At 34.7% G+C, this 23,333-nt stretch carries 19 protein-coding genes and 3 pseudogenes; 7 read left to right on the forward strand and 15 right to left on the reverse strand.

Annotated elements, in window-relative coordinates; genetic code table 11:
- The 7 genes from RTK36_RS09215 to RTK36_RS09245 form a co-directional block, all read right to left on the reverse strand.
- A partial coding sequence (locus RTK36_RS09215) for a hypothetical protein (RefSeq protein ID WP_312046443.1) occupies window positions 1-300 on the reverse strand: 300 nt, incomplete at its 3' end.
- 372 nt (window positions 301-672) lie between these two features.
- The gene (gene pepD, locus RTK36_RS09220) at window positions 673-2,130 is read right to left on the reverse strand and encodes a beta-Ala-His dipeptidase (protein ID WP_066085195.1); all 1,458 of its coding nucleotides are present in this window, start codon (window positions 2,128-2,130) and stop codon (window positions 673-675) included.
- Window positions 2,131-2,143: 13 nt separating this feature from the next.
- Entirely contained in the window at window positions 2,144-3,574 is a 1,431-nt protein-coding gene (locus tag RTK36_RS09225; protein WP_066050562.1) for a YfcC family protein, read from the reverse strand.
- A gap of 275 nt (window positions 3,575-3,849) precedes the next feature.
- Window positions 3,850-5,238, reverse strand: a complete 1,389-nt coding sequence (gene pepV, locus RTK36_RS09230; protein WP_312046446.1) for a dipeptidase PepV — start codon at window positions 5,236-5,238, stop codon at window positions 3,850-3,852.
- 37 nt (window positions 5,239-5,275) lie between these two features.
- Entirely contained in the window at window positions 5,276-6,589 is a 1,314-nt protein-coding gene (locus tag RTK36_RS09235) for a sigma-54 interaction domain-containing protein (RefSeq protein ID WP_082754297.1), read from the reverse strand.
- Between the two features lie 952 nt (window positions 6,590-7,541).
- The gene (locus RTK36_RS09240) at window positions 7,542-8,378 is read right to left on the reverse strand and encodes a GGDEF domain-containing protein (protein WP_066085187.1); all 837 of its coding nucleotides are present in this window, start codon (window positions 8,376-8,378) and stop codon (window positions 7,542-7,544) included.
- A gap of 231 nt (window positions 8,379-8,609) precedes the next feature.
- Window positions 8,610-10,928, reverse strand: a complete 2,319-nt coding sequence (locus RTK36_RS09245; protein WP_312046448.1) for an HD domain-containing phosphohydrolase — start codon at window positions 10,926-10,928, stop codon at window positions 8,610-8,612.
- 487 nt (window positions 10,929-11,415) lie between these two features.
- On the opposite strand from RTK36_RS09245, the gene RTK36_RS16580 reads away from it, so the two are divergent.
- Window positions 11,416-11,736 carry a DDE-type integrase/transposase/recombinase gene (locus RTK36_RS16580; protein WP_312046451.1) on the forward strand — a complete coding sequence of 107 codons (321 nt, stop codon included), beginning with the start codon at window positions 11,416-11,418 and terminating at the stop codon, window positions 11,734-11,736.
- 306 nt (window positions 11,737-12,042) lie between these two features.
- Here RTK36_RS16580 and RTK36_RS09255 read toward each other — a convergent pair whose 3' ends face one another.
- The 3 genes from RTK36_RS09255 to RTK36_RS16695 form a co-directional block, all read right to left on the reverse strand.
- Window positions 12,043-12,690 carry a peroxiredoxin gene (locus RTK36_RS09255; protein WP_312046453.1) on the reverse strand — a complete coding sequence of 216 codons (648 nt, stop codon included), beginning with the start codon at window positions 12,688-12,690 and terminating at the stop codon, window positions 12,043-12,045.
- Between the two features lie 401 nt (window positions 12,691-13,091).
- Window positions 13,092-13,499 carry an IS3 family transposase gene (locus tag RTK36_RS09260; RefSeq protein ID WP_066050581.1) on the reverse strand — a complete coding sequence of 136 codons (408 nt, stop codon included), beginning with the start codon at window positions 13,497-13,499 and terminating at the stop codon, window positions 13,092-13,094.
- 178 nt (window positions 13,500-13,677) lie between these two features.
- Window positions 13,678-13,815, reverse strand: a complete 138-nt coding sequence (locus RTK36_RS16695; protein WP_442871346.1) for a transposase — start codon at window positions 13,813-13,815, stop codon at window positions 13,678-13,680.
- Window positions 13,816-13,970: 155 nt separating this feature from the next.
- On the opposite strand from RTK36_RS16695, the gene RTK36_RS16700 reads away from it, so the two are divergent.
- From RTK36_RS16700 to RTK36_RS09275, 3 genes and pseudogenes are all read left to right on the forward strand, one after another.
- Complete coding sequence (locus RTK36_RS16700; protein ID WP_442871347.1) at window positions 13,971-14,384, forward strand: DMT family transporter; 414 nt, start codon at window positions 13,971-13,973, stop codon at window positions 14,382-14,384.
- A gap of 170 nt (window positions 14,385-14,554) precedes the next feature.
- Complete coding sequence (locus RTK36_RS09270; RefSeq protein WP_312046456.1) at window positions 14,555-15,985, forward strand: sigma-54 interaction domain-containing protein; 1,431 nt, start codon at window positions 14,555-14,557, stop codon at window positions 15,983-15,985.
- Window positions 15,986-16,142: 157 nt separating this feature from the next.
- Window positions 16,143-17,364 (forward strand): annotated as a pseudogene (locus RTK36_RS09275) (IS256 family transposase).
- Window positions 17,365-17,618: 254 nt separating this feature from the next.
- Here RTK36_RS09275 and RTK36_RS09280 read toward each other — a convergent pair.
- Entirely contained in the window at window positions 17,619-18,398 is a 780-nt protein-coding gene (locus tag RTK36_RS09280; RefSeq protein ID WP_312046583.1) for an amidohydrolase, read from the reverse strand.
- 44 nt (window positions 18,399-18,442) lie between these two features.
- Window positions 18,443-18,727, reverse strand: a complete 285-nt coding sequence (locus tag RTK36_RS09285) for a hypothetical protein (RefSeq protein WP_312046458.1) — start codon at window positions 18,725-18,727, stop codon at window positions 18,443-18,445.
- Between the two features lie 199 nt (window positions 18,728-18,926).
- Between RTK36_RS09285 and RTK36_RS09290 the strand changes: the two are divergent.
- From RTK36_RS09290 to RTK36_RS09295, 3 genes and pseudogenes are all read left to right on the forward strand, one after another.
- A pseudogene (locus RTK36_RS09290) lies at window positions 18,927-19,382 on the forward strand (tyrosine-type recombinase/integrase); the annotation flags it as partial.
- A 16-nt stretch (window positions 19,383-19,398) separates the two neighbouring features.
- Window positions 19,399-19,728, forward strand: coding sequence for a tyrosine-type recombinase/integrase (locus RTK36_RS16705; protein ID WP_442871343.1), 330 nt, complete (start codon window positions 19,399-19,401; stop codon window positions 19,726-19,728).
- Window positions 19,729-19,806: 78 nt separating this feature from the next.
- Window positions 19,807-20,850, forward strand: a pseudogene (locus RTK36_RS09295) (IS91 family transposase).
- 375 nt (window positions 20,851-21,225) lie between these two features.
- Here the strand turns inward: RTK36_RS09295 and RTK36_RS09300 are convergent.
- Genes RTK36_RS09300 through RTK36_RS09310 form a run of 3 tightly spaced genes read right to left on the reverse strand, consistent with a single transcriptional unit; the run spans window position 21,226 to window position 23,245 of the window.
- Window positions 21,226-21,627, reverse strand: coding sequence for a hypothetical protein (locus RTK36_RS09300; protein ID WP_312046462.1), 402 nt, complete (start codon window positions 21,625-21,627; stop codon window positions 21,226-21,228).
- Window positions 21,621-22,295, reverse strand: a complete 675-nt coding sequence (locus RTK36_RS09305; RefSeq protein ID WP_312046463.1) for a hypothetical protein — start codon at window positions 22,293-22,295, stop codon at window positions 21,621-21,623. Before RTK36_RS09305 ends, RTK36_RS09300 begins: the two co-directional genes overlap by 7 nt.
- Window positions 22,292-23,245, reverse strand: a complete 954-nt coding sequence (locus RTK36_RS09310) for a hypothetical protein (RefSeq protein WP_312046464.1) — start codon at window positions 23,243-23,245, stop codon at window positions 22,292-22,294. Before RTK36_RS09310 ends, RTK36_RS09305 begins: the two co-directional genes overlap by 4 nt.
- Between the last annotated feature and the right edge of the window lie 88 nt (window positions 23,246-23,333).

Genomic DNA, 23,333 nt, shown 5'->3' on the forward strand with positions numbered 1-23,333 from the left:
CAAAATACGATTGAAATAAAATCTTCTTTGCTGAACAGAAGTGCAGCTTTTAATCGCATCAACAGCAGATTTCAATTCTTGTCTTTGCATAGCTCGTTCTTCCAAGGATGCTGTGTGAAGACTATGTAAATATCCAGCAAAGTCACTTTCCACATCTTCATCAGATGAGTGTCTTTCTTTCTCTTTGCGTAAACGCGCAATCTCTTTTCGTTCTTCTTCAAAAAGTTCAAATATTTCAATAGAAACCTTAACCGTGATTTCCTTGCCTTGTAAATCTGTTACCGTTACATAAAATGACATTATATTTTCCTCCATAATTTAAAAGTAGTTTTTTCAGACAAATTTAAAAGGGAGGAGAACGGCAACAAGGTACTATTATTTTTAAGCGGAAAATAATAAACAGTGCTATACCTTTAAGATAAAAAGATATAACACTGTTTGATTTAAAATTATTTGCTTTTATAGTCTCTTTAATTGGAAAAATGCAGATATATGGCACAATAACACCTCTTGGGAGGAGCTATTCTTGCCCTTGGTGGTCCATCAGAAGATGGCTATCATAATTCCTCAGTTGCAACCTATATGGCATAAAAAAAGCAGTGTCGGAAGCTTATTTCAAGCACCAGCACTGCATTCTTGTTTTTATGATTTACCTTTTATTTTATCTATTTATTACAATCGTTTAAAAACCTCTTTAAAAAATTTATAAAATTTTTGCACTGAAGAAATAAAAACATATTCACCTGGTGTATGTAAATCACGAATATCAGGTCCAACAGCTATCATATCCACATATTCAGGAATTTTCTTTGCGAATATACCGCATTCAAGACCAGCATGCAAAACAGTCACCTTAGGCTTTTTATCAAATATTTCCTCATATGTTTTTTCAAATAGTTGTTTCACTTCAGATTTAGGATTGAACTCCCATTCGGGACAATTGTTAAGAATTTGTATTTTACCTTTTACCTCTTGGGCCAATTTTACAATCTTATAATACATTTCCATATACATACTTTTCATAGAGCTTCTTGTCATTGTCATCACAATAAGCTTGTCAGCTTCAGTACGCACAACTCCAACACTTACAGAGCTTTCCACCACTCCGTCAAGCTGGAGATTCATCCTCGTAATTCCACATTCCGAAAATGTAATAAAATTCATAAAACGCTTCTGAGATTCTTTGGATAAAACCCTTCTGGAAACTGCGACTACTTTTTCCACACTAATTTTCATATCATCTTCAATCAAATAATATTCGTTTTTAAATATAGCTGTCATTTCGTTCACAATTTTCAATACTTCTTCTAAATTTTTGTTAGGTACAAATATTGTAGCTTCCGCTTCTCGTGGAATAGCATTATACTGAAGGCCACCACTAACTTCAGAGATATAATAATGCATAGCACTTTCAATTCTTCTTAATATTCTATTGAGTAGTATATTCGAATTTCCTCTACCCCGATGAATATCCTCGCCAGAATGACCTCCTTTTAAACCTGCAATTTTAATTTGTAAAGGAATAAACTCATCTGTAACATTTTCCCATACAACAGGGATTTCTGTTCTTATCACTGGCCCCCCTGCACAGCCAACTACAAACACTCCTTCATCATCAGCATCAAGGTTGATTAGCGTCCTTCCCTTTAACACAGAGGCATCAAAGAATTCAACACCAGACATTCCTCTTTCTTCATCACTTGTACAAACAATTTCCAAAGCTGGATGAGCAGCTTCGGGATCAGTTGCTAACGCCATTGCTAACGCAATACCCATACCATCATCTGCACCTAAAGTTGTTTCTTTAGCAATGACTTTGTCACCCTCTATTTCTATTTTGATTGGATCCTTTGTAAAATCATGTATTGTTTCTTCATTTTTTTCACAAACCATGTCGGTATGTGCTTGAAGAATAATAACTGGGTGATTTTCATAACCTGGGGTTGCAGGAACATTGATTAACACATTTTTCATGTCATCTTTATAATATGTAAATTCATGATCCTTTGCAAACTTTATAAGATATTCACACACCATATCTTCGTTGCCCGAACCTCTTGGTATTCTTGTAAGATCTTCAAAGTAACGAAATACATAGCAAGGTTCAATATTTTCTAAAATTCTTTTCATAACATAACTCCTCCTATGCCATAATGAGAGTAGCAGCTACAAGTACACCTATAGTTGCTAAAGCGATAACAAATAGAAATTTTCCTACAAACTTCATCCATATACTATAAGATGTTTTTGTCATTGTAAGTACGCCCATCAAAAGACCACTTGTTGGTGCAACTAGAGCAATCATCGAGTTTGCAGCTGCGTATGCGATAACTACAATTTCTCTACCTACATTTGCGAAATCCGCAAGCGGTGCTACGATACCCATTGATAATGTTGCAAGACCGGAACTTGAGGGAACAAAGAATGAAAGCACCAAATAAATAACGTATGTAGCTACTGAGAAAACCACAGAAGAAGCATTCATTAAAAGTAGTTCCCCGGCATGAAGGATAGTATCTGTAATCATAGCATCGTTCATAATAACAGCTACTCCACGTGCTACGCCAATAATTATGGCAACACTAAGCAGATCTTTTGCACCATTAATAAATGTATCAATGAAATCATCCTCATTCATTTGGTTAATTATTGCAACAACAATAGCAGCGGCGATGAATATTCCTGAAAGTTCACCAAACCACCAGTACATCGTAGGAATAAATGCAATACCAAGGTCTTCCCAAGGAAGTACACCCCAAAGCATAATAAGAAATGAAATTAAAAATACAACAAGTGTAAGTTTTCGTTTTCCAGTAAGTTCCGGAAGATTGTCATAATCTGCATCTTTTAGAAAAAATTTTTTATTTTCTTCTGCTTGAGCATACACAAGAGACTTTGTTGGGTCCTTGCGCACTTTTTCAGCATAATTCATCGTAAATATGATGCCGGCCGGTATATAAATTGCAAGAAGAACAATTCTTACTAAAATACCATCGCCAATGGAAATACCGGCAAAGCGGCTTGCAATAGCCACTGCAAAAGGATTTGCAATTGATCCCATAACACCGAGCGCTGCCCCCATTTTAATTACACTTAAACCGACTAAGGTATCATACCCCGCTGCCAAAAGAACTGGTATGAGTACAGGGAAAAATGGAAGAGTTTCTTCTTCAATTCCAAAAGCTGCCCCAGCAAAGGAGAAGATGCACATTAAAATAGGAATCAAAAGTTTTTCACGACCTTTGAGCTTTCTAATCGTATGCCCTATTCCTGCATCAATTGCACCGGTTTTCATAACAACTGCTAAGAAACCACCTATAACAAGTGTATAAAGAATAATATCTACCGAATCCATAAAGCCGTTAACAGGTGCCAATATAATTGCTCCCAGTCCCTGCGGATTTGATTGCGTAATATGGAATGTTCCTGCAATAGGCTGAAGCTTTGAAGCTGTCGGATCTACATAATCATATGCACCCCCCGGTAATATCCATGATAGTATTGCAACTAGAATTATAATACCTATAATAATTGCAAATGATGACGGCATTTTGATTTTTTTCTTTTCTTTCATAATTACACGCTCCTTTAGTAAATAAATAGTATAATACAGATGTCTACATATCTTTTATGAGCAAAATTGGTGCCAAAGAAAAATCAAATCCTTTAAAACACTTAAAAACCCACAAAAAAAATTTTTATTTAAGTAGTTTTTTCAACTTTATTTTCAACCGAGACATTCATAAGATAGAATTTAAGTTAAAATCAACTTATTATGCCAAAAAAATAAGTCGAAAACAACTCGCTAATTATTTTCGCAATAATTAATAAGTTGTTTTCGACTTAGTACTAGAGTGATACTAATTCATAAATAGCATGCGCATATATTTCAGTCATTTTTATTAGACTGTCAATTTCAATATATTCATTTACTCTATGCCATGCCTGGTTTCCTCCCGGGAAGATTGCTCCAAAAGCAGCAACATTAGGAATTACCTTTGAATAACTTCCACTTCCACTAACTATAGGTTCAGATTTATCTTTGGTAACCTGTCTGTATGCTTTTAAAAGGGCTTCGATTAAAAAATGTTCTTTTGGGAAATAAACAGGATCCCAGTAAGAACGTTCGTATTCCTTAAATCCATTTGAATCAAAAATATGCTTAAGCCTCTCTAGAGTTTCTACAAAATCGCATGTAACCGGATACCGAATATCTAGTCTAATCACTGCATTTTCACCGTCAAACTCTATAATGCCAAAGTTTATCGTCAGTTTCCCTGAGAAACTATCACTGTAGTCTACACCTAGCTTTTCGCCGTAGATATCATGGCCTAGATAATCATTTAGGAACGTAATAAGTCCTCTTACCTGTCCTTTTCCAAAACCGATTCTATACAAAAAGCTGATCATCGGACATATGGAATTTATACCCATTTCCAGGGCCATACTGTGTGTTTCCATACCATATGATTCTATCACGACTCCATTTTCTACAATTCTTGCAGACATATTGTGTCTGTTTTCTATTGCAAATTTAGAAAGGTTCGTTACGATTTGTTCCGGACGGTTCGTGCTTAAAAACGCTTCACAGTATCCTGGGACAGTGTTTTCAACAGTGCCCCCTTTTAAATAAACGATTCGTTCATCATCGTTTTGTGGAAAATCACCACGGTATTCAAGCATAGCAAGACCTTTTTCTGCATATACAACAGGAAAATGACCATCTAGTGTAAAGCCTGCAATGGGAGGCTTTTCAATTTGCAAGTAATGAGCCATATCTTTAAAATAACGCTCTTCATCGGTGCCAATGATAAGTCTAACTTTTTTATTCAATTTTCTTCCTGATTCCTTAACTGCTTTAAGAGCATATAATGCAGCAATAAGCGGCCCTTTGTTATCCATAGTACCTCTACCATATATTTTGTTATCTATAATACGACCTTCAAACGGCGGCACCGCCCACATATCTCCTGCGCTACAAATATCTACATGACTAAAAACGCCTATATATAAATCTTCTTCTCCGTATTCCACATATCCACAATACCCATCTAACATTTTAACATGAAATCCCATGTTCTCCGCTAAATCTAATACATAAACAAGAGCATCGTTCATTTCTTTGCCAAATGGCATTCCTTCAGAGCCTTCTTGTTGTATACTTATAATCTTTACTAAATCCTGTAAGGAGGAAATAATTTTCTCCCTCTCATCGTTTATTTCTTTTTTAAAATTCATGTCGTCACCTGCCATTTGTAAATTTAGAATGTTCCTATTATTGAATATTATATTTTCGGAGAAGCCTAGATGCTTTTGTCTGACTTATGCCAATGGCAGTTGCCAATTTATAGGTACTTTTGTATATTGAATAATATCTAAAAAGCAACTCTTTTTCAAAGGCTTCTACTTCATCTTCAAATTTAATGTTTTTTATTTCATTATTTTCTGCGACAGTATCTGTCTCATGGAAGCTTGGAATATCCCCAACAGTAATCTGATCGTCACGCGAAGTCACAACTAGTCTTTCCATAACGTACTGTAACTCCCGTATGTTTCCACTCCATCCCCCAGAACAAAGCAACTTCCTTGTTTCAAAGGTAATACTTTTGTTTATGTGGTATGTTTTGTTATATAACTGCAAAAAGTAATCTATAAGAGGATTAATGGCATCAACACGTTCTCGTAAGGGGGGCATATGAAATTCAATTACCCTTAAACGATAGAATAAATCTTCACGAAACTTATGCTCCATTACTTGTTTTTTTAGATTAAGATTAGTTGCAGAAATAATCCTTACATCTACCGTTTTAGACTTTAAAGCACCAATGGGGGTGTAAGTTTTTTCCTGAATAAGCTGTAAAAACTTCGATTGAAGCTGCAGCGGCAATAACCCTATTTCATCTAGAAAAAGGGTTCCTGTGTCTGCTGCTTCAACAAGTCCTTTTTTCCCCTTTTGACTTGCACCTGTAAAAGCACCTGCGACATAACCAAAAAGTTCTGATTCTATCAAATTTTCAGGGATAGCCGCACAGTTTATAGTAATAAATGGTTTATTTGCCCGTTTGCTCTTTGAATGAATATATTTTGCCAACATACTTTTCCCTGTCCCTGATTCACCTGTTATAAGAATTGTAGAATCAAAATTAGATATTCTGCTTATTGTTTCGAGGATAGACTGCATTTTAATATCACCTAAAAACATATCTTGCGCAGGAGCTTCGGGTACATGTTCTTTAACTGGAAGGATGGGTGCTTTAAACGGTGTTGCAATTGTTTCAATAATATAATTAATTTCACCATTATGTAATATGGGAGCAGTATTAATATAAAACAACCCTAAATTTTCAATCTTTTTTTGATAAGACTGCCCCTCACTTGTTTCAATGACGGCTTTAATTCCAGTAACCCCTTGATACTCAACATTTTCAATAGAAGAAAAATGTTTACCTACAAATGCTTCTGAACCATGCAGATAAGCATTTTTAAAGGCCAAATTATAATATCTTATGATACCTTCTTTATCATACATACAAATATAAAAACCTATCGTATTTACAATATCATTAAAGTTGATTTTATTAAATTTCAAAATCACACCTCCGTTTTTGCACAACCTCTTAATAATATTGTAGCTGAACACATTATCTAATGCAATATATGTTACTAAATAATATTTCTTTCAAACTGGATTCGTGTTTACATCGAAGAAAGCAAAACAAAAATTGCCACCAAATTCGTCACAAATATATCTGGTATTTACATTTTGATGTGCTAAACTTTCATGCCAGACATGACACCTTTTCTATCAGGCATCTGACTCAGATGTGGCACAATTTCAGAAAAAAAATGTCAATGTAGTCAACCGTTGATTCCCATCAATCACATCATAATAAGGGATCTTTTCTTCTTTTTTCAACTATACTTCCAAGAAAATAATTATCATTCTTCTAGTCTTATTAAAATCCAAAAGGTAATCAAACAATATTTTAATTTGTTACTTTTTTCATTATGCAGTATATCTTCAGCCTATCCTTTACAACTGTAAAATGCACCCATCAGTAAAATCTAATGGGTGCATCAAACCAATTCCTATTTTATATAATACTCCTCAACCACCAAAAGCTAATCAGTCCACTCAATTCTAAGGATTGCCAGTTCCCAACAAGTGATTTTACAAGGAAATTCAAGAATTCATATCACAGAGAAATTTCATTCAAAAATTCGGAAACCGTATTTTCCAAGCTTTTTGCTCCTCTTACTCGCTCTACTAATTCCCTCTTGGTAGGTAAGAAATTCCCCAATTTTTTCAAGCCAAGCCATGTTTATGTTAAGTTAACAAAAATTTTGTCATAAGTATCGCTTTTTTATGTTTCCTCAAGATTTACAGAACATAATGTCTTTTTATTCCTATTTTCCGGGTAAATTAAAAACATTATAAAATATGCTTTTAAGTTGTTTAAACTAAAACAGACAATTCACAATCAAAGTAATTTCTATTTAACAGTCTTATTTCGTCCAGTATTTTTTGCCTCATAAAGCTTCTAATCAGCAAGCAAAATCATATCGTTTGCCTTCCAATCCATGTCATCATTAGGCATAGTACATATTCCAAAGCTAGCTGTGATCTTTATTTCTTGCCCTTCGTAAGTAAATATATTATTTTCAATACTTCTCCTGATTTTTTCCGCTATTTCATAAGCAATACTATTATCGGCATAGTTTAATACAATAATAAACTCCTCTCCTCCATATCTCGCTACCCAATCAATTCCTTCTCGTATCGATTTTGATAATATGTATGCAAAGTCAACTAAAATTTTATCTCCAGCTAAATGTCCATAATTATCATTAACAAATTTAAAATGGTCTATATCCGTCATCAAAATTGAAAATGAATTTTTTTCATTGCTGTTTTTTATTATATCAATAGGTAATCTCTCATTAATGTATCTTTTATTATATATGCCAGTTAACTCATCCTTAATAATTTTATTATTCATCTCTTCTATAATTTTTTGAACCTCGTCGACTGTTTTATTGACATAATTTTCAATAATCGAACAATCTGTTATATCTTTTAATAGCTCCAAAATATATTTATTAGTGCCAATGTTAAAAGGTGAAGCAATTACCATGTAAATTTTCTCTTTATTATACTCTATTTTAACAAAGGTGTTTTCTTCATTATATGCCCTCATCGATATACAGTTAGAACAATAGCTCTTGGATTTCCAAAGGTCAAAGCAATTACCAACTGTAGGAATGTAACCTTTATTATCAATAATTACTCTTTTATTTATAGGATCAACTATTCTTACCATTTCATATAAATTTTTGAAAACAGACAGATGTTCTAGAAGTACATTTACATTATCCATTATTTCATCTCCTAAACCTTAAGTATATATAAGAAATAAGCTTACAGATACTCTTCCCATTTTTAATAATGAAATTTCCATCATCTCCTATTCCTCCTAGCTTAGCTATTATTGTCTAGGTCAATCAAAATTGCACCACTACAGTATAAAATTTGCTTATAAAGCACATCGTGCAGCATAAGGCATCATGCCTCTCATATAAGGAGCTTTATACCTGCTAAAACAATGCAATTAGAATTCGCCTTTCCTCGTCCAACAATATTTTTGACACGCATGAACGATTTCAGGATCAAACTGAGTTCCTGAACATCTTTTTAGTTCTTCAATCGCTTGTTCATGAGAAAACGCACCCTTATATGTCCTAATTGCAGTCATAGCCTCATAAGCATCTGCAACGGTTATAATTCTTGAAACTAAAGGTATATCTTCACCTGACAGACCTCTTGGATACCCCTTACCATCCCAGCGCTCATGGTGCGAAAGCACATATTCAGCTAGTCTTGTATACACGTCTGCCGATTTCAGAATATGATAACTGATTTCAGGATGCTTTTTAACTTCTTCATATTCGGCTTCTGTAAGTTTTCCTGGCTTATTTAAAATATCGTTATTAATTGCAATCTTACCAATATCGTGCATTAAGCCTGCTAATTCTAGTTCCTTTATGACCTCATTATCTAACTTCATTGCTTCACCGATTTTGCGACACAACTTACTAACTCTTTCTGAATGTATCTTTTCTCGGGCATTCGCCTCATGAAGGGTATGCATGATAACTTTAATGGTTTGATTTCGCATGCTCTGACTCTCTGTTATTTTCTTGCGGTACATAAAGTCTTCAGCCTTAGCAAACACTTCCCTAATATCATCATGACTACTTTCTTTTGTTTCCCAACCAATGGAAACAGAAATTACAACATTATCTACCTTCTGAAGTTCCATAGCCTTGTATATCCTTTTGATGATTAACTCTGCCTCGACTGAACTCGTTCGTGGAAGCAATATGACAAATTCATCGCCACCAATTCTTGAAACAATATCCTCTGCTCTGCATTCGCTTTTCAAAACCTTTGCTACACTTTGCAAAAGCAAATCTCCAACTTCGTGACCAAAGGCATCATTTGTAAGCTTAAGGCCGTTGACATCTACCATTGCAATAGTAAAGGGTAAATTTCTATCTACATCTAATCGTTTTATTTCTTCTGCAAAAAAATGCCTATTAAAAAGTCCTGTCAACTGATCATGATAACTTAGGTATTCTATTTTTTTCTGTTTTTCTTTTTGGTCAGTAACATCTCTAAATACCAAAACTGCACCAATGATATTTCCATTCATATCTGTAATGGGAGAAGCTCTGTCTTCAATAGGAATCCCATCCCCGTTTTTCGTGATAAGAACAGCATGATTTTCAAGAGAAACAACTTTTTTAAGTTGCAAAGCTTTTGTCACTGGATTCACACATTTTTCTCGTGTGTATTCATTAATTATCTTGAATACTTCCTCAAAAGGTTTACCAGATGCCTCTTCCTGTTTCCAGCCAGTTAATTCTTCGGAAACAGTATTCATTAATACTATATTTTCGTTTTGGTCTGTAGAAATCACTGCATCGCCAATTGACTTAAGAGTCGTCCCAAAGAGCTCTTTTTCCAGTTCAAGCATTTTTGCATTTTCTGTTAATGCATCAATTAACTGTTTAATTGAATTTCTCATCTTTTCAATTGAAGTAGCGAGTTGACCAATCTCATCCTTTCTCTTTTTAATGTTATTATCGATGTGCTCGTCCAAAACCCCATTAGAAATCAAATTTGCCAAATGAGTAGTCTTTTGTAATGGTATTGTAATACTCTTTGCGAAAAAAGAAACTAAAGAAATGGTGCCTATAATAAGTAGCAAAAACAAAACGGAAATTGCAAAAATTTGATTTTGAAAGGCAGTGTCAATGTCCTTTCTTTTATCTTCAATTGATTTATTAATGTCATCAATATAATTTCCGGTTCCCACAACCCAATTAAAAGGTACAAACAGTTTTACATAACCCCTTTTCATGACAGGTTGAGTTTGGTTTGCTTTAGGAAACCAATAATCTATATATCCGCTTTCGGATTCCAAAGCAATTTTTATACATTTCTTTACAACGGGAACTCCGTTAGAATCGAAGAAATTATAGCGGTTAGTTCCTTCTGTATCGGAACCAAGCAGTACCACATTGACTCCATCTATTGTGTCAATCCAAAAATAGCCTTCCCCATCATATCTAAGATCACGTACTAAATCAGCACCTAAGGTCTGTGCCTCTGCAAAAGTAAGCTCGCCAGAATCATATTTTTCATAAATGCCATCCAGCAAGGTGATTACATTATCTACTTGGTCTTTTATATTTCTGTCATAATTGTTCCGAATGGTTTGATCAATAAACTCAAGATCATCTTGTTTTCCAAGGTACGCATTGTATAGCAAAATAGCGGATACTAATATTATTAAAGAAAAAATCAACGCAACAAAAACATTTAGTTTTGCTTTAAATTTAATATTATTAATAAATTTAAACAATTTTAAATTCCGCCTTTCCAATAGTGATATGCTGTGATAACAAATCATGTTGCTAATTTTTTGTACAAAAAGTGTAGCCATACCTCTAATAGGTCCTTTACTTCGTACAGCGAAAAATCCAAAACCCCCACTTTCCCAATAAGAATAAGGTGCACTTTTCCATAAAACCTTATTAAATCAGATTTCAACATCTACGCTACTATACATCGCTACTATACATTTTTTCAATTTAATTTTAGCATATTTATAAAATTTATACAATATAATACAAAAATCGTCGGAAAATTTCCTGTTTCCTACACTATCATAATTACATCGGTGAATTATAATTTAGTATGTTAATCCTTGCAAAATCCACAATTATCCTCACCGCGAACTTCTCATCATAGACTGTAACCTTCCCAACCAATCATATAGCTAGCTGGTTTGGGTAAGTGATATTAATTACATTAAAGTAAGCGGAAAATGGCAATAACTTTGTATTGTCATGGATCTCTTTTCCCGTAAAGTAATTGCATGGCATATTTCTGGCAGACCAAATGTTGACCTGGTAATCACTGTTTTCAAAAAAGCGTATGAAAATAGAAAGGCTCCTTACGGGCTTATGTTCCATTCTGATCGAGGATCTCAATATACTGCCTTTTCTTTTCGGGAGCTGTTAGATTCTCTTGATGTTGTGCAATCATTTTCTAAAAAGGGCTATCCTTTTGAAAATGCATGTTGCCAAAGTTTCTTCAAATATCTAAAAAAAGAAGAAATTAATCGACAAAATCATCACTCTTTTCATGAACTTCAAATAAGTCTTTGAGTACATTGAGGTATACTACAATTCCAAAAGGCCTCACGGTTCACTTGGTATGTTAACCTTTAACGAAATTGAAAATTTATACTGAGAGCACCACTAATTAAATGCTCTCAGACAATTTTTATTAAAAAACATGTCCATTTTCTTCACTATATTACAATGCCCCTCAGTCCACATATCCAATGATTTCCAATGATTCTTGCTTAGAGTAAACACATATATGGTAAAAATTTGATGATTTTTAGACAAAAAAACACCAGATACGGGATTGTATCTGATGCTTTGATACTTCTATCTTTTTCCAATAAATTACTCTTGCTCGTCTAAATTCTTATACACAAACCAGTCGGATAAACTATAGATCCCTCTTTCCTTGTCTAATACCGGAACATCATTTTCTCCTCTATGAAATAAAACCTTGTCTCCAATAATTTCATTATGAGGCCAATTTGCCGGAGAAAAAACTTTCTTAATAGACGCCAGTTTTAATGCTTTCACCGCCCTCAATATTTCATCAATATTTCTTCCTATCTCTTTCGGATATTCCAACATAGTTCTTACTTTTCCATTATGATCTACAATAATTACTGCTCTAACTGCCGCTGTATCATCTTCGTTTTGATGAATTAAGCCAAGGGTTTCAGAAATATTTCTCTTCTCATCATCAATAATAGGAAATTCTATTTGAACATAAATATTTTCTTTTATCCATTGAATCCATTTCTCATGAGACTCTAAACTATCCACACTTAATCCAATTAATTCAACGCCTAAATCATCAAACTGTTTCTTTTTCTTTTGGAAAGAAACAAATTCAGTAGTACATACTGGAGTAAAATCTGCCGGGTGACTAAACAACACAAACCATTTTCCTTGATAATCATCTGGCAAATGAATCCTTCCCTTTGTTGTTTCTACTGTTATTTCAGGAAATTTGTCTCTCAGTGATATTTTCATAAAATCCCTCCTTGATAATAATTTTTATTTTATAATAATTATATACTATATTCTTTAAAATGCAAATCAAAAGTTATTTTTATTTTTATAAATCTATCCCAATTTCTTTACTATGTCTTATTTAATGTCTGCCATGTAATTTCCCCCTCGACCGTATACTTTCAAATTAAATTGTGTCTTTCACACCAAACTTTTTCTAAAATCTTCATAAGAATTGACCCAATCAAATTTAACCAAGTCTGATAATGCCTGAAAATGCAATTTCGCACATTTTATAATTTTGTTTGTTCAACTTCGGTTAAGTCCTACCTATTCTTATCAGCCTTTGTTTCAATCCAACCTATAACCGTCGCACTATTCCCAAGCCACTCTGTATCTAAATAAAATTAATGTTTTACTTGCTATATTAATAACTGGAGAATAATCATGGTTAGTATTGGTTTTGATATTTCCAAAGTAAAAAGTAAAGTTTGCTTTTTAAATCCATGATTTTTATGCATTGCTCTAAGGCGTACGCAATTCCCATCAGAACCAAAGATTCTACGTTTTTTTGTTTGCTTTTTTGGGCGCTTGAGCCCTTCTCGTTGCCAGATACGAGCGACTTTTTTATAACTGATTTTATATCCTCGATTTCGTAGTATATCTGTTACCATACGATAACCTTTGCGTCCGAAATTTGTGGCTAGTTCAATGATTTCTTTTACTAGTTCTTCTTCGTCATCCCTTACGACAGGTTGGTATCTTATTGAATTGCGGTGTACATTTAACGTCCGACAAGCCTGTCTTTGTGTTATTTGAAATCTTTTCATAACATAATAAACAGCCGCTTTACGCTTATACGGGCTTAGAAGTTTTTTGAGTTTACATCTTTTAAAATTGCATTTTGAAGGCTTAAATCAGCCAGAAGATTTTTCAATCTAGCATTTTCTTTTTCTAGATTTTTCATTTTTGTAGCGTCACTCGTATTCATGCCCCGTATTCTTTTCGTCAACGATAATATGTTTGTTCAGAAATTTCATTTTGTCTACAAGCTTTTGCAATGCTTTTTCCTTGAGAGCAAAGCACTTTTACTTTCTTGAGAATCAAAACAATTTGCTCGGTTGTATATTTTTTTCTAGCCGTAATTTTACCATCCTTTGTTAGTTAGATTTCTCGATTTACTAACATTATATGTAGTTCAATAAATGGGGGCAAGACCAATAAAGCAGTAGCAGAATCTACATATAACATAATTAAAACGGAATTTGTTCGAAGGGATGTCCGCTGTAATGTACTCAATCATGGTTATTTTTAATAAGAAATGTAAACACATAATAGGATTGGAAAACTCCGTACTACAGCTTATTATAAGTTTCCTTACCGTTACCATGTTTATTCTAATTAAAAGCGGCTTCGCCCTACAAATTAGCAGCAACGATTGGGTTTGGATATTGACACTTGATCTTTTTAATACAGGTATTGGTTGCTATTTTTATTTTTCTTCTATTAACAATTTACCAGTGCAGACGGTTGCAATTTGCGGGTATCTGGAGCCCCTTTCTGCGGTTATATTTTCAGTGATATTCCTTACCGAAAATATCTCACACACTCAAATGCTCGGAGCAATCATGATTATAGGCGGTGCAATTTTAGGAGAGTTCTTCCCTTTAAAAAACATATATTTCAAAAATAAAGGTAACTCGAAAGCTTATTAAAAAATATGTATTAAAAACAGTATCTAAATTCAAAATTTTAGTATAATTAAAAAAGTTTTTCCAATTAGAAGCTTGCATAATATTTTACAATAATTATAATTAAATATGTGAAATAAAGTTAATTCCAATGTTCCGCAAATTACTATTTTCCACACTTTTAGGAGGTTCAAATGGTCAAAATTTCTGAATTAAAACTTCTAAATTATGTAATAGATAACTCACCTACAGGAATTATGATAACAGACCAAAAAGGGACTGTAATTAAGGCAAACAAAAGACATGCAGAAATAACAAATTATGCAATTGAAGACTTAATAGGCAAAAACATGCAAGATTTAGCTATTTCAGGTATAGTGCATAGATCATCAAGCTTAAGTGCACTAAAAACTGGTATACCATTGGTCGTTCAGCAAACAATACAAAAGGGTACACCCTTTGAAAAGGAGATCATGGCTAAAAGCATACCCGTTAAAGATGAAACAAATACTACTACACATGTAATAAATTATGTTTTTGACATAAGCGAAAAAGCCAATTTAATTAATAGGCTTAAAGAAGAAAAAGCAAATAACTTAAAGTTTAAGTTGGAGCTAGAGAAATACCGGGACATAGGTAAAGAAGGTAAAATTCCAAAATTTATCTATAAAAGTAAAGAAATAAGTGATTTATTAGAAAAAGCAAAAAAAATTGCACCTACGGATTTATCCGTTCTTATTACTGGAGAATCTGGCACAGGAAAGAGTTTAATTTCAAAGTATATTCATGCACATAGCAACAGAAGTTCAAATGGATTTGTCGCAATTAACTGTGGAGCAATTCCCCCAACGCTTATTGAATCAGAGTTATTTGGATATGAGAAAGGGGCTTTTACAGGAGCAAATAATTCTGGCAAAAAAGGGCTGCTTGATTATGCCGATGGAAAAACACTTTTCTTGGATGAAATCGGTGAGCTGCCATTCGAATCTCAAGTTAAACTCCTTACCGTATTACAGGATGGCGAGTTCTATAGAATTGGTGGTAATGAACCAATTAAAGTTGATGTTAGAGTTATCTCAGCAACAAATTCAAATTTAATAGAAAAAATAAATAATAAACAATTTAGATTAGACTTGTTTTATCGTTTAAATATGATTTCTTTAAATATTCCTCCGTTAAGAGAAAGAACTGAGGACATTCCTCCATTAGTTGAGAACATTTGCAATAGCTTAAATTTAAAGTACTGTATGGAAAAAAGTTTTTCACCTTCAGCAGTTCAACTGTTACAAAATTGTAGGTTAAATGGAAATGTGCGTGAATTAATAAATATAATTCAAAGTAACATGGTTCTTAGTTCAAACGACATTATTGATAACTTAGAAATTACGAATGAATTCGTTACATATTTTCCAGCTAATTATAATCCAGCAAGTTCTATTTTAAATAATACTTCTTCCTCAAAAACAAAAGAGGTTAAAGAAAAGAATGAGTTGCTAGATGCTATTAAATTTTGTAACACAACAACGGAACTAGCCGAACATCTCAATGTAAGTCAATCAACTATTTCTAGAAGATTGAAAAAATATAATCTCAACTTGAAAAAAATAAAAAAAATGGAAAGATAGAAAATTTATTTTAAAGACTAAATGACTATGAAGTATTAGATTTACTCGCTGATTGGAACTTGGATAAGTTAAAAGCGAGTCTGTGAAAGTTTTTCTGTAAATATGGTTTTTTAGGGTCTTCTATGATACGATATTAAATCATAGGAGGCCTTTTATTATGGCAAGAGAAAAGAAACCAGTTCACAAGGTACAAATGACAGACGGAAAACGCAACATCATTCAGCAGCTTCTGCAGGAGTATGATATTCAGTCGGCAGAAGGATCTGCTTGGGGGCATCATCAAAGAAATGATGGACGCTGAAATGGATGACCATCTTGGCTATGAAAAATCAGAACGCTCTGACAGCGATGATTACCGCAATGGTTACAAGTCAAAGCGTAACAACAGTAGCTATGGGAGCATGGACATCCAGGTTCCACAGGATCGTAAATCGACCTTTAAACCACAGGTGGTCAAAAAACGCCAGAAAGATATATCGGATATTGACCAGAAGATTATCTCCATGTATGCCAAAGGTATGACCACCAGACAAATTTCAGAAATCATCGAGGATATTTATGGGTTTGAGGCTTCCGAGGGCTTTATTTCTGATGTTACGGACAAAATCATGCCACAGATCGAGGACTGGCAGAATCGCCCTCTCTCAGAGGTATATCCCGTATTGTTCATTGATGCAATCCATTATTCCGTTCGGGATAACGGGATTGTTGGAAAACTTGCTGCATATGTCATTCTTGGTATTAACAATGACGGGTATAAGGAAGTATTGACCATTGAAGTAGGTGAAAATGAAAGCTCTAAGTATTGGCTTTCCGCTCTCAATGGATTAAAGAATCGTGGTGTGAAGGACATTTTAATTATTTGTGCGGATGGTTTAACTGAAATCAATGAAGCCATATCAGCAGCATTTCCCAAAACAGAGTACCAGCGCTGTATCGTTCATCAGGTACGGAATACAATGAAATATGTAGCTGATAAGGACAGAAAACCGTTTTGTGCTGATTTAAAGACCATTTATCAGGCACCCAATGAAGAAAAAGCTCTTGATGCACTAGAGCGAGTTACTCAAAAATGGGATGAAAAATATCCGAATTCCATGAAAAGTTGGAAACAAAACTGGGATGCCATTTATCCCATTTTTAAATTTTCAATAGAGGTGCGTAAAGTAATTTATACCACAAATGCTATTGAAAGCCTGAATGCAACTTACCGCAAGCTGAACCGCCAAAGAAGCGTATTACCTAGTGATACAGCCCTTCTAAAAGCCCTGTATTTATCTACGTTTGAGGCAACAAAAAAATGGAATCTGCCACTTAGATACTGGGGACAGGTTTATGGCGAACTCAGTATCATGTATGAGGGACGGCTACCTCAATAAGTCACTAATTTATGCTGATTTTTTACAGGCGGTATTTTCGCCTGCTATTGACATACATCAATATTTGCTGTTATATATAAAACAAGGTCTGAAGGCTTATTCCTAAGCTCTCAGACCAGTTCTTATCATAGAAGATTAGTATTTACAGACTTTTCTTCACACACTCTTAAAAGCTTTCTATGACAATAAAATTTGTCACAAAAAGCTTTTTTATTTGTTGTTTCATAAATTCAATTTTAAAATTTCTTCAATAGTTACTTATGATAAACTACTTCCCCATCTACCATAGTAAGTAAGCAGTCTATTTTTTCAAGCTCAGAAGCAGTTGATTCTAATATGTCTCCATTAAAAACAGCAAGGTCTGCCAGTTTACCAACTTCAATACTTCCCTTTATATCTTCCTCGAAAGTGGCATATGCACCATTATATGTATACATACGAATTGCTTCAAGAATAGTAATATTCTGTTCCGGACCAATAGGATTACCCACACTTGTTCTTCTATCAATAGCTGAAGACAACCCGAGCAAAGGATTGCTGCTAACAATTGGACCATCGGTACCAATTGCAGCCTTTACCCCAGCATCTACCCAACTTTTACAAGGAAATAGGCTATTTGCTCTTTCGCCAAAGAACTTAAAGTACCTTTCACCATTAAGGTATAAAAATCTTGTATTTGGCGTTGGTATCATACCTAAATCTTTAATTCTCTTAATTTGATCAGAATTAGCCATTCCACAATGCTCAATACGGTGCCTAGAGTCTTCTCTTGGAAATGCCTTTTGCGCCTTTTCAATTGCAGTAATCCAGATTTCAGCAGCTCTATCGCCTATGCAGTGTGCTGCCGCCTGCAGTCCTGCTTTATGAATCACCAATGCCACTTCTTCAACTTCTTCTGGCAACATAGATAAAATTCCTGTTCCATTATCATGGCAGTACGGAATGCTTACAGCACAACTAGGTGAACTGCTTGAACCGTCAATCATAATTTTCATAATGCCATATTTAAGCCTTTCGTTTCCTAGACAGCCTATGCCAACATGTCATCGCCACAACCCCAGTATTCATGTGGTTTTCCTCACTTGTCTTGGATGTTGCCGTGGTATTTGAGTTTGTTGTATGCTTTTACTGCAACTGAAATAACCCAATATATGATAACTCCGTTTAGCAATAATCCTAACGGATTAAGACTCATTGACATAAGCGGATTTAGTACAGGCTTCGAATCATTTACCGAAATAAATTGTATAGGCCAACCAATCTTATATTCAAAGTTATTAACAACCTTAAAAGGAAAAATATATGATAAAATAATCTCTATCCAAAATGCTAAGTTTAATCTTTTCCAATTAATCTTTTCCATTAATCCATAACTCCTTAATATAACGAATAAAACAAACTGCATACCTCTCAATCCAGTTGCTCTTTGTAAACATAGCACTAAACCGCTAGCGCGGTGGCTATTTCCAAAACCACATATTACCCTGTTAAAACTGCTGAAACACGGCAGTTTTTTCTTTTTTCAGATACAATGGAATCATTACTTTAAAGGAGATGATTCTATGACTAATGAAGAAGTTTATGTACGGGCTTATGAAGAAATCAAACTAAGAGGGCTATCGCCACACACCGTTGAAGAATACCTGGGGAAACTAACTTTATTTCTCAGATACTTCGACAACCGTCCAATCGAGACAATGGGTGAAAACGAGATCCGTGAGTTTCTTCTCTACCAACTGGATTTAGGTAAATCATCAGGGACAGTAAACATCTACAATAGTGCCTTGCGTTTTATTTTTGGTGCTGTATTAGGACGAAACCTCAATTATCAGCTCATTCCCAGACGTCGACAATACCGTCCTTTGCCATCTATTATGAGCAAAAGTGAAATCGTACGGTTCTTTTCTACCATTAATAATCTTCGAGACAAAGCAATCTTTGAAACTGTATACGGTGCAGGATTACGCATATCAGAGGTAGCTCGGCTACGTGTTCAAGATATAGATAGTGAGCAGATGCGCATCTTTGTCTCTCATGGAAAAGGTAGAAAAGAGCGTTACACAATCCTTTCTCAACGAAATCTTGAGCTTCTACGAGAGTATTGGAAACTCTATCGTCCCAGCCATCCAGATGGATATCTATTTTTATTCAAGAGGAAGAAAGAACAACGTCATGACCACAAGGGCAATTCAAGACGCATTCCATAGGCACTGTAAAAATGCCAATCTTCCCAATACATTTACTGTTCATACATTACGGCATTGCTTCGCTACACACCTATTGGAATCCAGCGTAGAAGTATGCTGCATCAAAGAATTATTAGGGCATACCTTTATCCAAACAACATCATTTTACCTGCTTTAAGCAATACCAATCAGTTGGTTCAAAGCCCATTAGACACCCTACCCAAAAAGCGAGGCCGCAAGTCAAAGGTGAAGTCCAATGCCTGAGGTACAAGATATTTTTTTGCAGCACGGAGAAAATTATCGCAGAAAACATAAAATGTCTATTGTACAACATAAAGCTATGAATGCAATTCAGAATTGTAGAACCGCTCGACTTGGCGGGCATATGGATAAATGTCCATCCTGTAACTATGAACGTTCATCCTACAATTCCTGTCGCAACCGACATTGTCCGAAATGTCAAACCCTTTCCAAGGAACGTTGGATTGATGCACGGAAAGCAGATTTACTAAATATCGGTTATTTTCATGTTGTGTTTACTGTTCCACAAGAACTGAACGGGCTAATCTACAATAATCAGCGTGCTTGCTACAATCTGATGTTTCGGTGTGTTACAAAAACGCTGCAAGAGCTATCCCGTGACAAAAAATATTTAGGCGCATCTATTGGGCTTACAGCAATACTACACACTTGGGGTCAGAATCTTTGCTTTCATCCACACATACATTGTATTATTCCTTCCGGTGGATTAACCACTTTAGGTAAATGGCAACCTTCACGTAAAAAGTTTTTTCTTCCCGTACGGGTTCTTTCTCGTAAATTTTGCGGAAAATTTCTAGCGTTGTTAAAGCTTCAAATACCTGAAATAGAACAAAACCTATTAGATCTATGCTACCAAAAAGAATGGGTTGTTTATTGTAAGCCACCGTTTAAAGATGCCCCTTGTGTTGTTGAATATCTTGGCCGCTATACTCACCGGGTAGCGATTTCCAACAATCGCATTCTCAAATTAGAAAACGACACGGTTACCTTTAAATGGAGGGATTAACGTGACAACAGTCGTTCGAAAGAGATGGTACTGAATGTTGACGAGTTTATAAGACGCTTTCTTATGCATATTTTACCACAAAGTTTTATGAAGATAAGACATTATGGATTTCTCTCCAGCCGAGGCAAACAAAAGAAACTGAGAATATGTAAAATTCAAACCAGAACTAGTCTTACCCCCAAAGAAAAGCTTTCTGCCGAACAACTTATCCAAAAAATCCTCGGCAGAAAACCATCTCAGTGTCCACACTGAGGATACTCCGGTTTGCTCAGAACCAGACTTTCTCCGCCGGTAGTCATAACTGCATAAGTCAGGCAATGCTTACCGATTGCCTTCAAAGCCTGTTTCAGGGACAGGCTAGCTTTGCTACACTTATTTTAACAGAAAATGGTATGGTTTTACAAGAAAACACCTCATATACTGCTTAAAAGTGTGCTCATTCTATGTTTTTTTGAAGGGAATAAAGAATACTTTTCCCATAGCATATGTATCCCATCGCGGTTTCGCGCTATGGAATTATCCAACCAAAGGCAACTGAGTAAATACTCTGTTGCTTTTTTTGAGCCTTTGCTCGGATAATTCACTACTCATTATACGAAGCTCAGTTGTTTATCATCCTATTTTCTCTTATAGACTTTTTGTACTGTTATACAAATCTATAAGCTCGACGATATCCATATCCAAAAGCGGCTCGTACATAAATGAGTTTAAGTGAATATTCTCTGGTGTCATAATACTAACTTCATTAAGAACAACAATTGAATTAGGCTCTCCGAATTGCTTATATCCATTCAGCAATTCTCTGGTCTGATTGGTCATGCTGGCGACTGCTGTTAAAAAATCAGAACTTGTTCCAGAATGAGTTTGGCGTCCGTCTCTCCATGAAATTTGTCCTCGGCATTGATTGATTTGTTGTAGCATGTATTCTTCAGCTTTATGTCGTATTGCCATAGCAAGGACAATTTTATTTTCGAGTAGTGTATCTGCAGCGGTTATTGCGTCACAAACAACGTACAGTGATTCTAACACAGGAGATACCAACTGTACTTCGGCCTGAAATGCAGTAACGGAAGTATTTGTCCAAAAGTAATTAAATGTGAATTTGATTTTTCATGAAGTAGGGTAGTTAGGAACAAAAAGTCGTTACCTGTTTGGGAAATATTCCGATCCTGCCCAAACTCAACAAGATTCCTTACAAAAGGAATTTGAGCGAGTATATTCTTTGTGTTTAGATCTTGCTTCCACTGTTCAAATGGTTGGTTCTGATAATGTTCCTGCGCAATCGTAATAATTGTTCCATCAGTATTGGCTGTCAGTTTATTCGTTCGCTTCAAATTTAATCGACTTGATACCGTTCGATAAAAGTCAAAATTGTGAGAAAGAATCATAAGAAAGAATTGATTTTCCTGCGCTAACTCGTAGAGGTACTCGACAATAGCATATTTATTCTTATAATCGAATGAATCTGCAATATCATCAACGATTATCAACTTTTTTCTACCAGTCATCCTAATTTGTTCTATATCAAAGATGATATTCAACAAATATAAGGCTCTCTTTTCACCCTGACTTAATGTATCCAATTCATCCAATTTTGCACGATCAATACTTACAGTTCTCTCTCCCTTTTTGAATAAAAACTCTATTATGGGAATACTTTCACCAATAATAGCACCTTTCAGATTAGAAATATTCATAGAATAAGGTACTGTAAAACGCTTATTAAAAATATCAAGTGCCTGCTTCCACGGTGTGTTTCAATTACATCTTTAAATGACATTCCTTTTGCATCACTTAGTAAGCTTTCAATTGCTTGTAATTCTGGCACCTGACGGATAGCTTCCTCAATTTCAAGAATTTTATTTTCGAGTGCATTCGCATCGCTGACAATATCCGCACCTGCCAATACCAACTGATTTTTGCGCACAAAGAAGCAATCTTTTTCAAGTGATTTGCGGATATCTTTTAGTTTAGGCAACGTAAGCTGCCCTTTTTCCAAATAGCAAAATGAATCATAAACACGGTCAGTACTTGCAATAAAAGCTTGAATTTGTGCTTGAAACTCATGCGATTTTACTTTTTTTAGCACAGTTGCATCAAAAATAATTGAATAAGAGACATCTCCGCAATATAATGCTCTTTGATCTGCTTTAAGTGCATCCAGATTCAATAAAATACTTGCCTCAGAAAATCCAAAATCCTCAATGATTGCCGTTTCAAGCTCATAAGTTTTTTTCCCGCCTGTTGTCTTCTTCACCTTCAATCCAGATGATTTATCAAGGACTTTCAGTAATTTATCACGAGCTTTAAGAACGTCACTTAATCGCTCTTTGATCGTATTTTTCACCAGAAGAGATGTAATATCAGATTCATAGGAACTTTCAAAAGATTTAATAACAAACACATCATCGCTTACTATATCTCTTTCATCAATTTTAACCGACACACTTCCAGCGTCTCCAAATATAGTGTCACAAATATCCTCTGTTTTGTTAGCCTGTATTTTTTGAAATACTTTAGTAAATGAAGTTTTCATCAATCCATTTCTTGCATATATGGCTATTACACTGTCGCCGTGAAAATCAAATTCATGATGCATTTCTTGGATTCCAAAGCAATTATGTAAATCAATTTTTAATTTGTCCATTTAAGCCTACCAATTCCCTTCTGCGCTGCTTCGATCTTGAGGTGTATCCTCACATAAACTCTGTCAAACCGCCAAAATACGTGGACAT

Source organism: Anaerotignum sp. (assembly GCF_031981185.1).
In the GTDB taxonomy this organism is placed as follows: Bacteria; Bacillota; Clostridia; order Lachnospirales; family Anaerotignaceae; genus Chakrabartyella.

Excerpts from the sequence above, each read along its gene's own strand:
- pepD (WP_066085195.1), bottom strand. The coding sequence starts at position 2,130 with ATGAAAAGAATTTTAGAAAATATTGAACCTTGCTATGTATTTCGTTAC.
- RTK36_RS09225 (WP_066050562.1), bottom strand. The coding sequence starts at position 3,574 with ATGAAAGAAAAGAAAAAAATCAAAATGCCGTCATCATTTGCAATTATT.
- pepV (WP_312046446.1), bottom strand. The coding sequence starts at position 5,238 with ATGAATTTTAAAAAAGAAATAAACGATGAGAGGGAGAAAATTATTTCC.
- RTK36_RS09240 (WP_066085187.1), bottom strand. The coding sequence starts at position 8,378 with ATGGATAATGTAAATGTACTTCTAGAACATCTGTCTGTTTTCAAAAAT.
- RTK36_RS16580 (WP_312046451.1), top strand. The coding sequence starts at position 11,416 with ATGGATCTCTTTTCCCGTAAAGTAATTGCATGGCATATTTCTGGCAGA.
- RTK36_RS09255 (WP_312046453.1), bottom strand. The coding sequence starts at position 12,690 with ATGAAAATATCACTGAGAGACAAATTTCCTGAAATAACAGTAGAAACA.
- RTK36_RS09260 (WP_066050581.1), bottom strand. The coding sequence starts at position 13,499 with ATGAAAAGATTTCAAATAACACAAAGACAGGCTTGTCGGACGTTAAAT.
- RTK36_RS16700 (WP_442871347.1), top strand. The coding sequence starts at position 13,971 with ATGGTTATTTTTAATAAGAAATGTAAACACATAATAGGATTGGAAAAC.
- RTK36_RS09270 (WP_312046456.1), top strand. The coding sequence starts at position 14,555 with ATGGTCAAAATTTCTGAATTAAAACTTCTAAATTATGTAATAGATAAC.
- RTK36_RS09285 (WP_312046458.1), bottom strand. The coding sequence starts at position 18,727 with ATGGAAAAGATTAATTGGAAAAGATTAAACTTAGCATTTTGGATAGAG.
- RTK36_RS16705 (WP_442871343.1), top strand. The coding sequence starts at position 19,399 with ATGGAAAAGGTAGAAAAGAGCGTTACACAATCCTTTCTCAACGAAATC.
- RTK36_RS09305 (WP_312046463.1), bottom strand. The coding sequence starts at position 22,295 with ATGAATATTTCTAATCTGAAAGGTGCTATTATTGGTGAAAGTATTCCC.
- RTK36_RS09310 (WP_312046464.1), bottom strand. The coding sequence starts at position 23,245 with ATGGACAAATTAAAAATTGATTTACATAATTGCTTTGGAATCCAAGAA.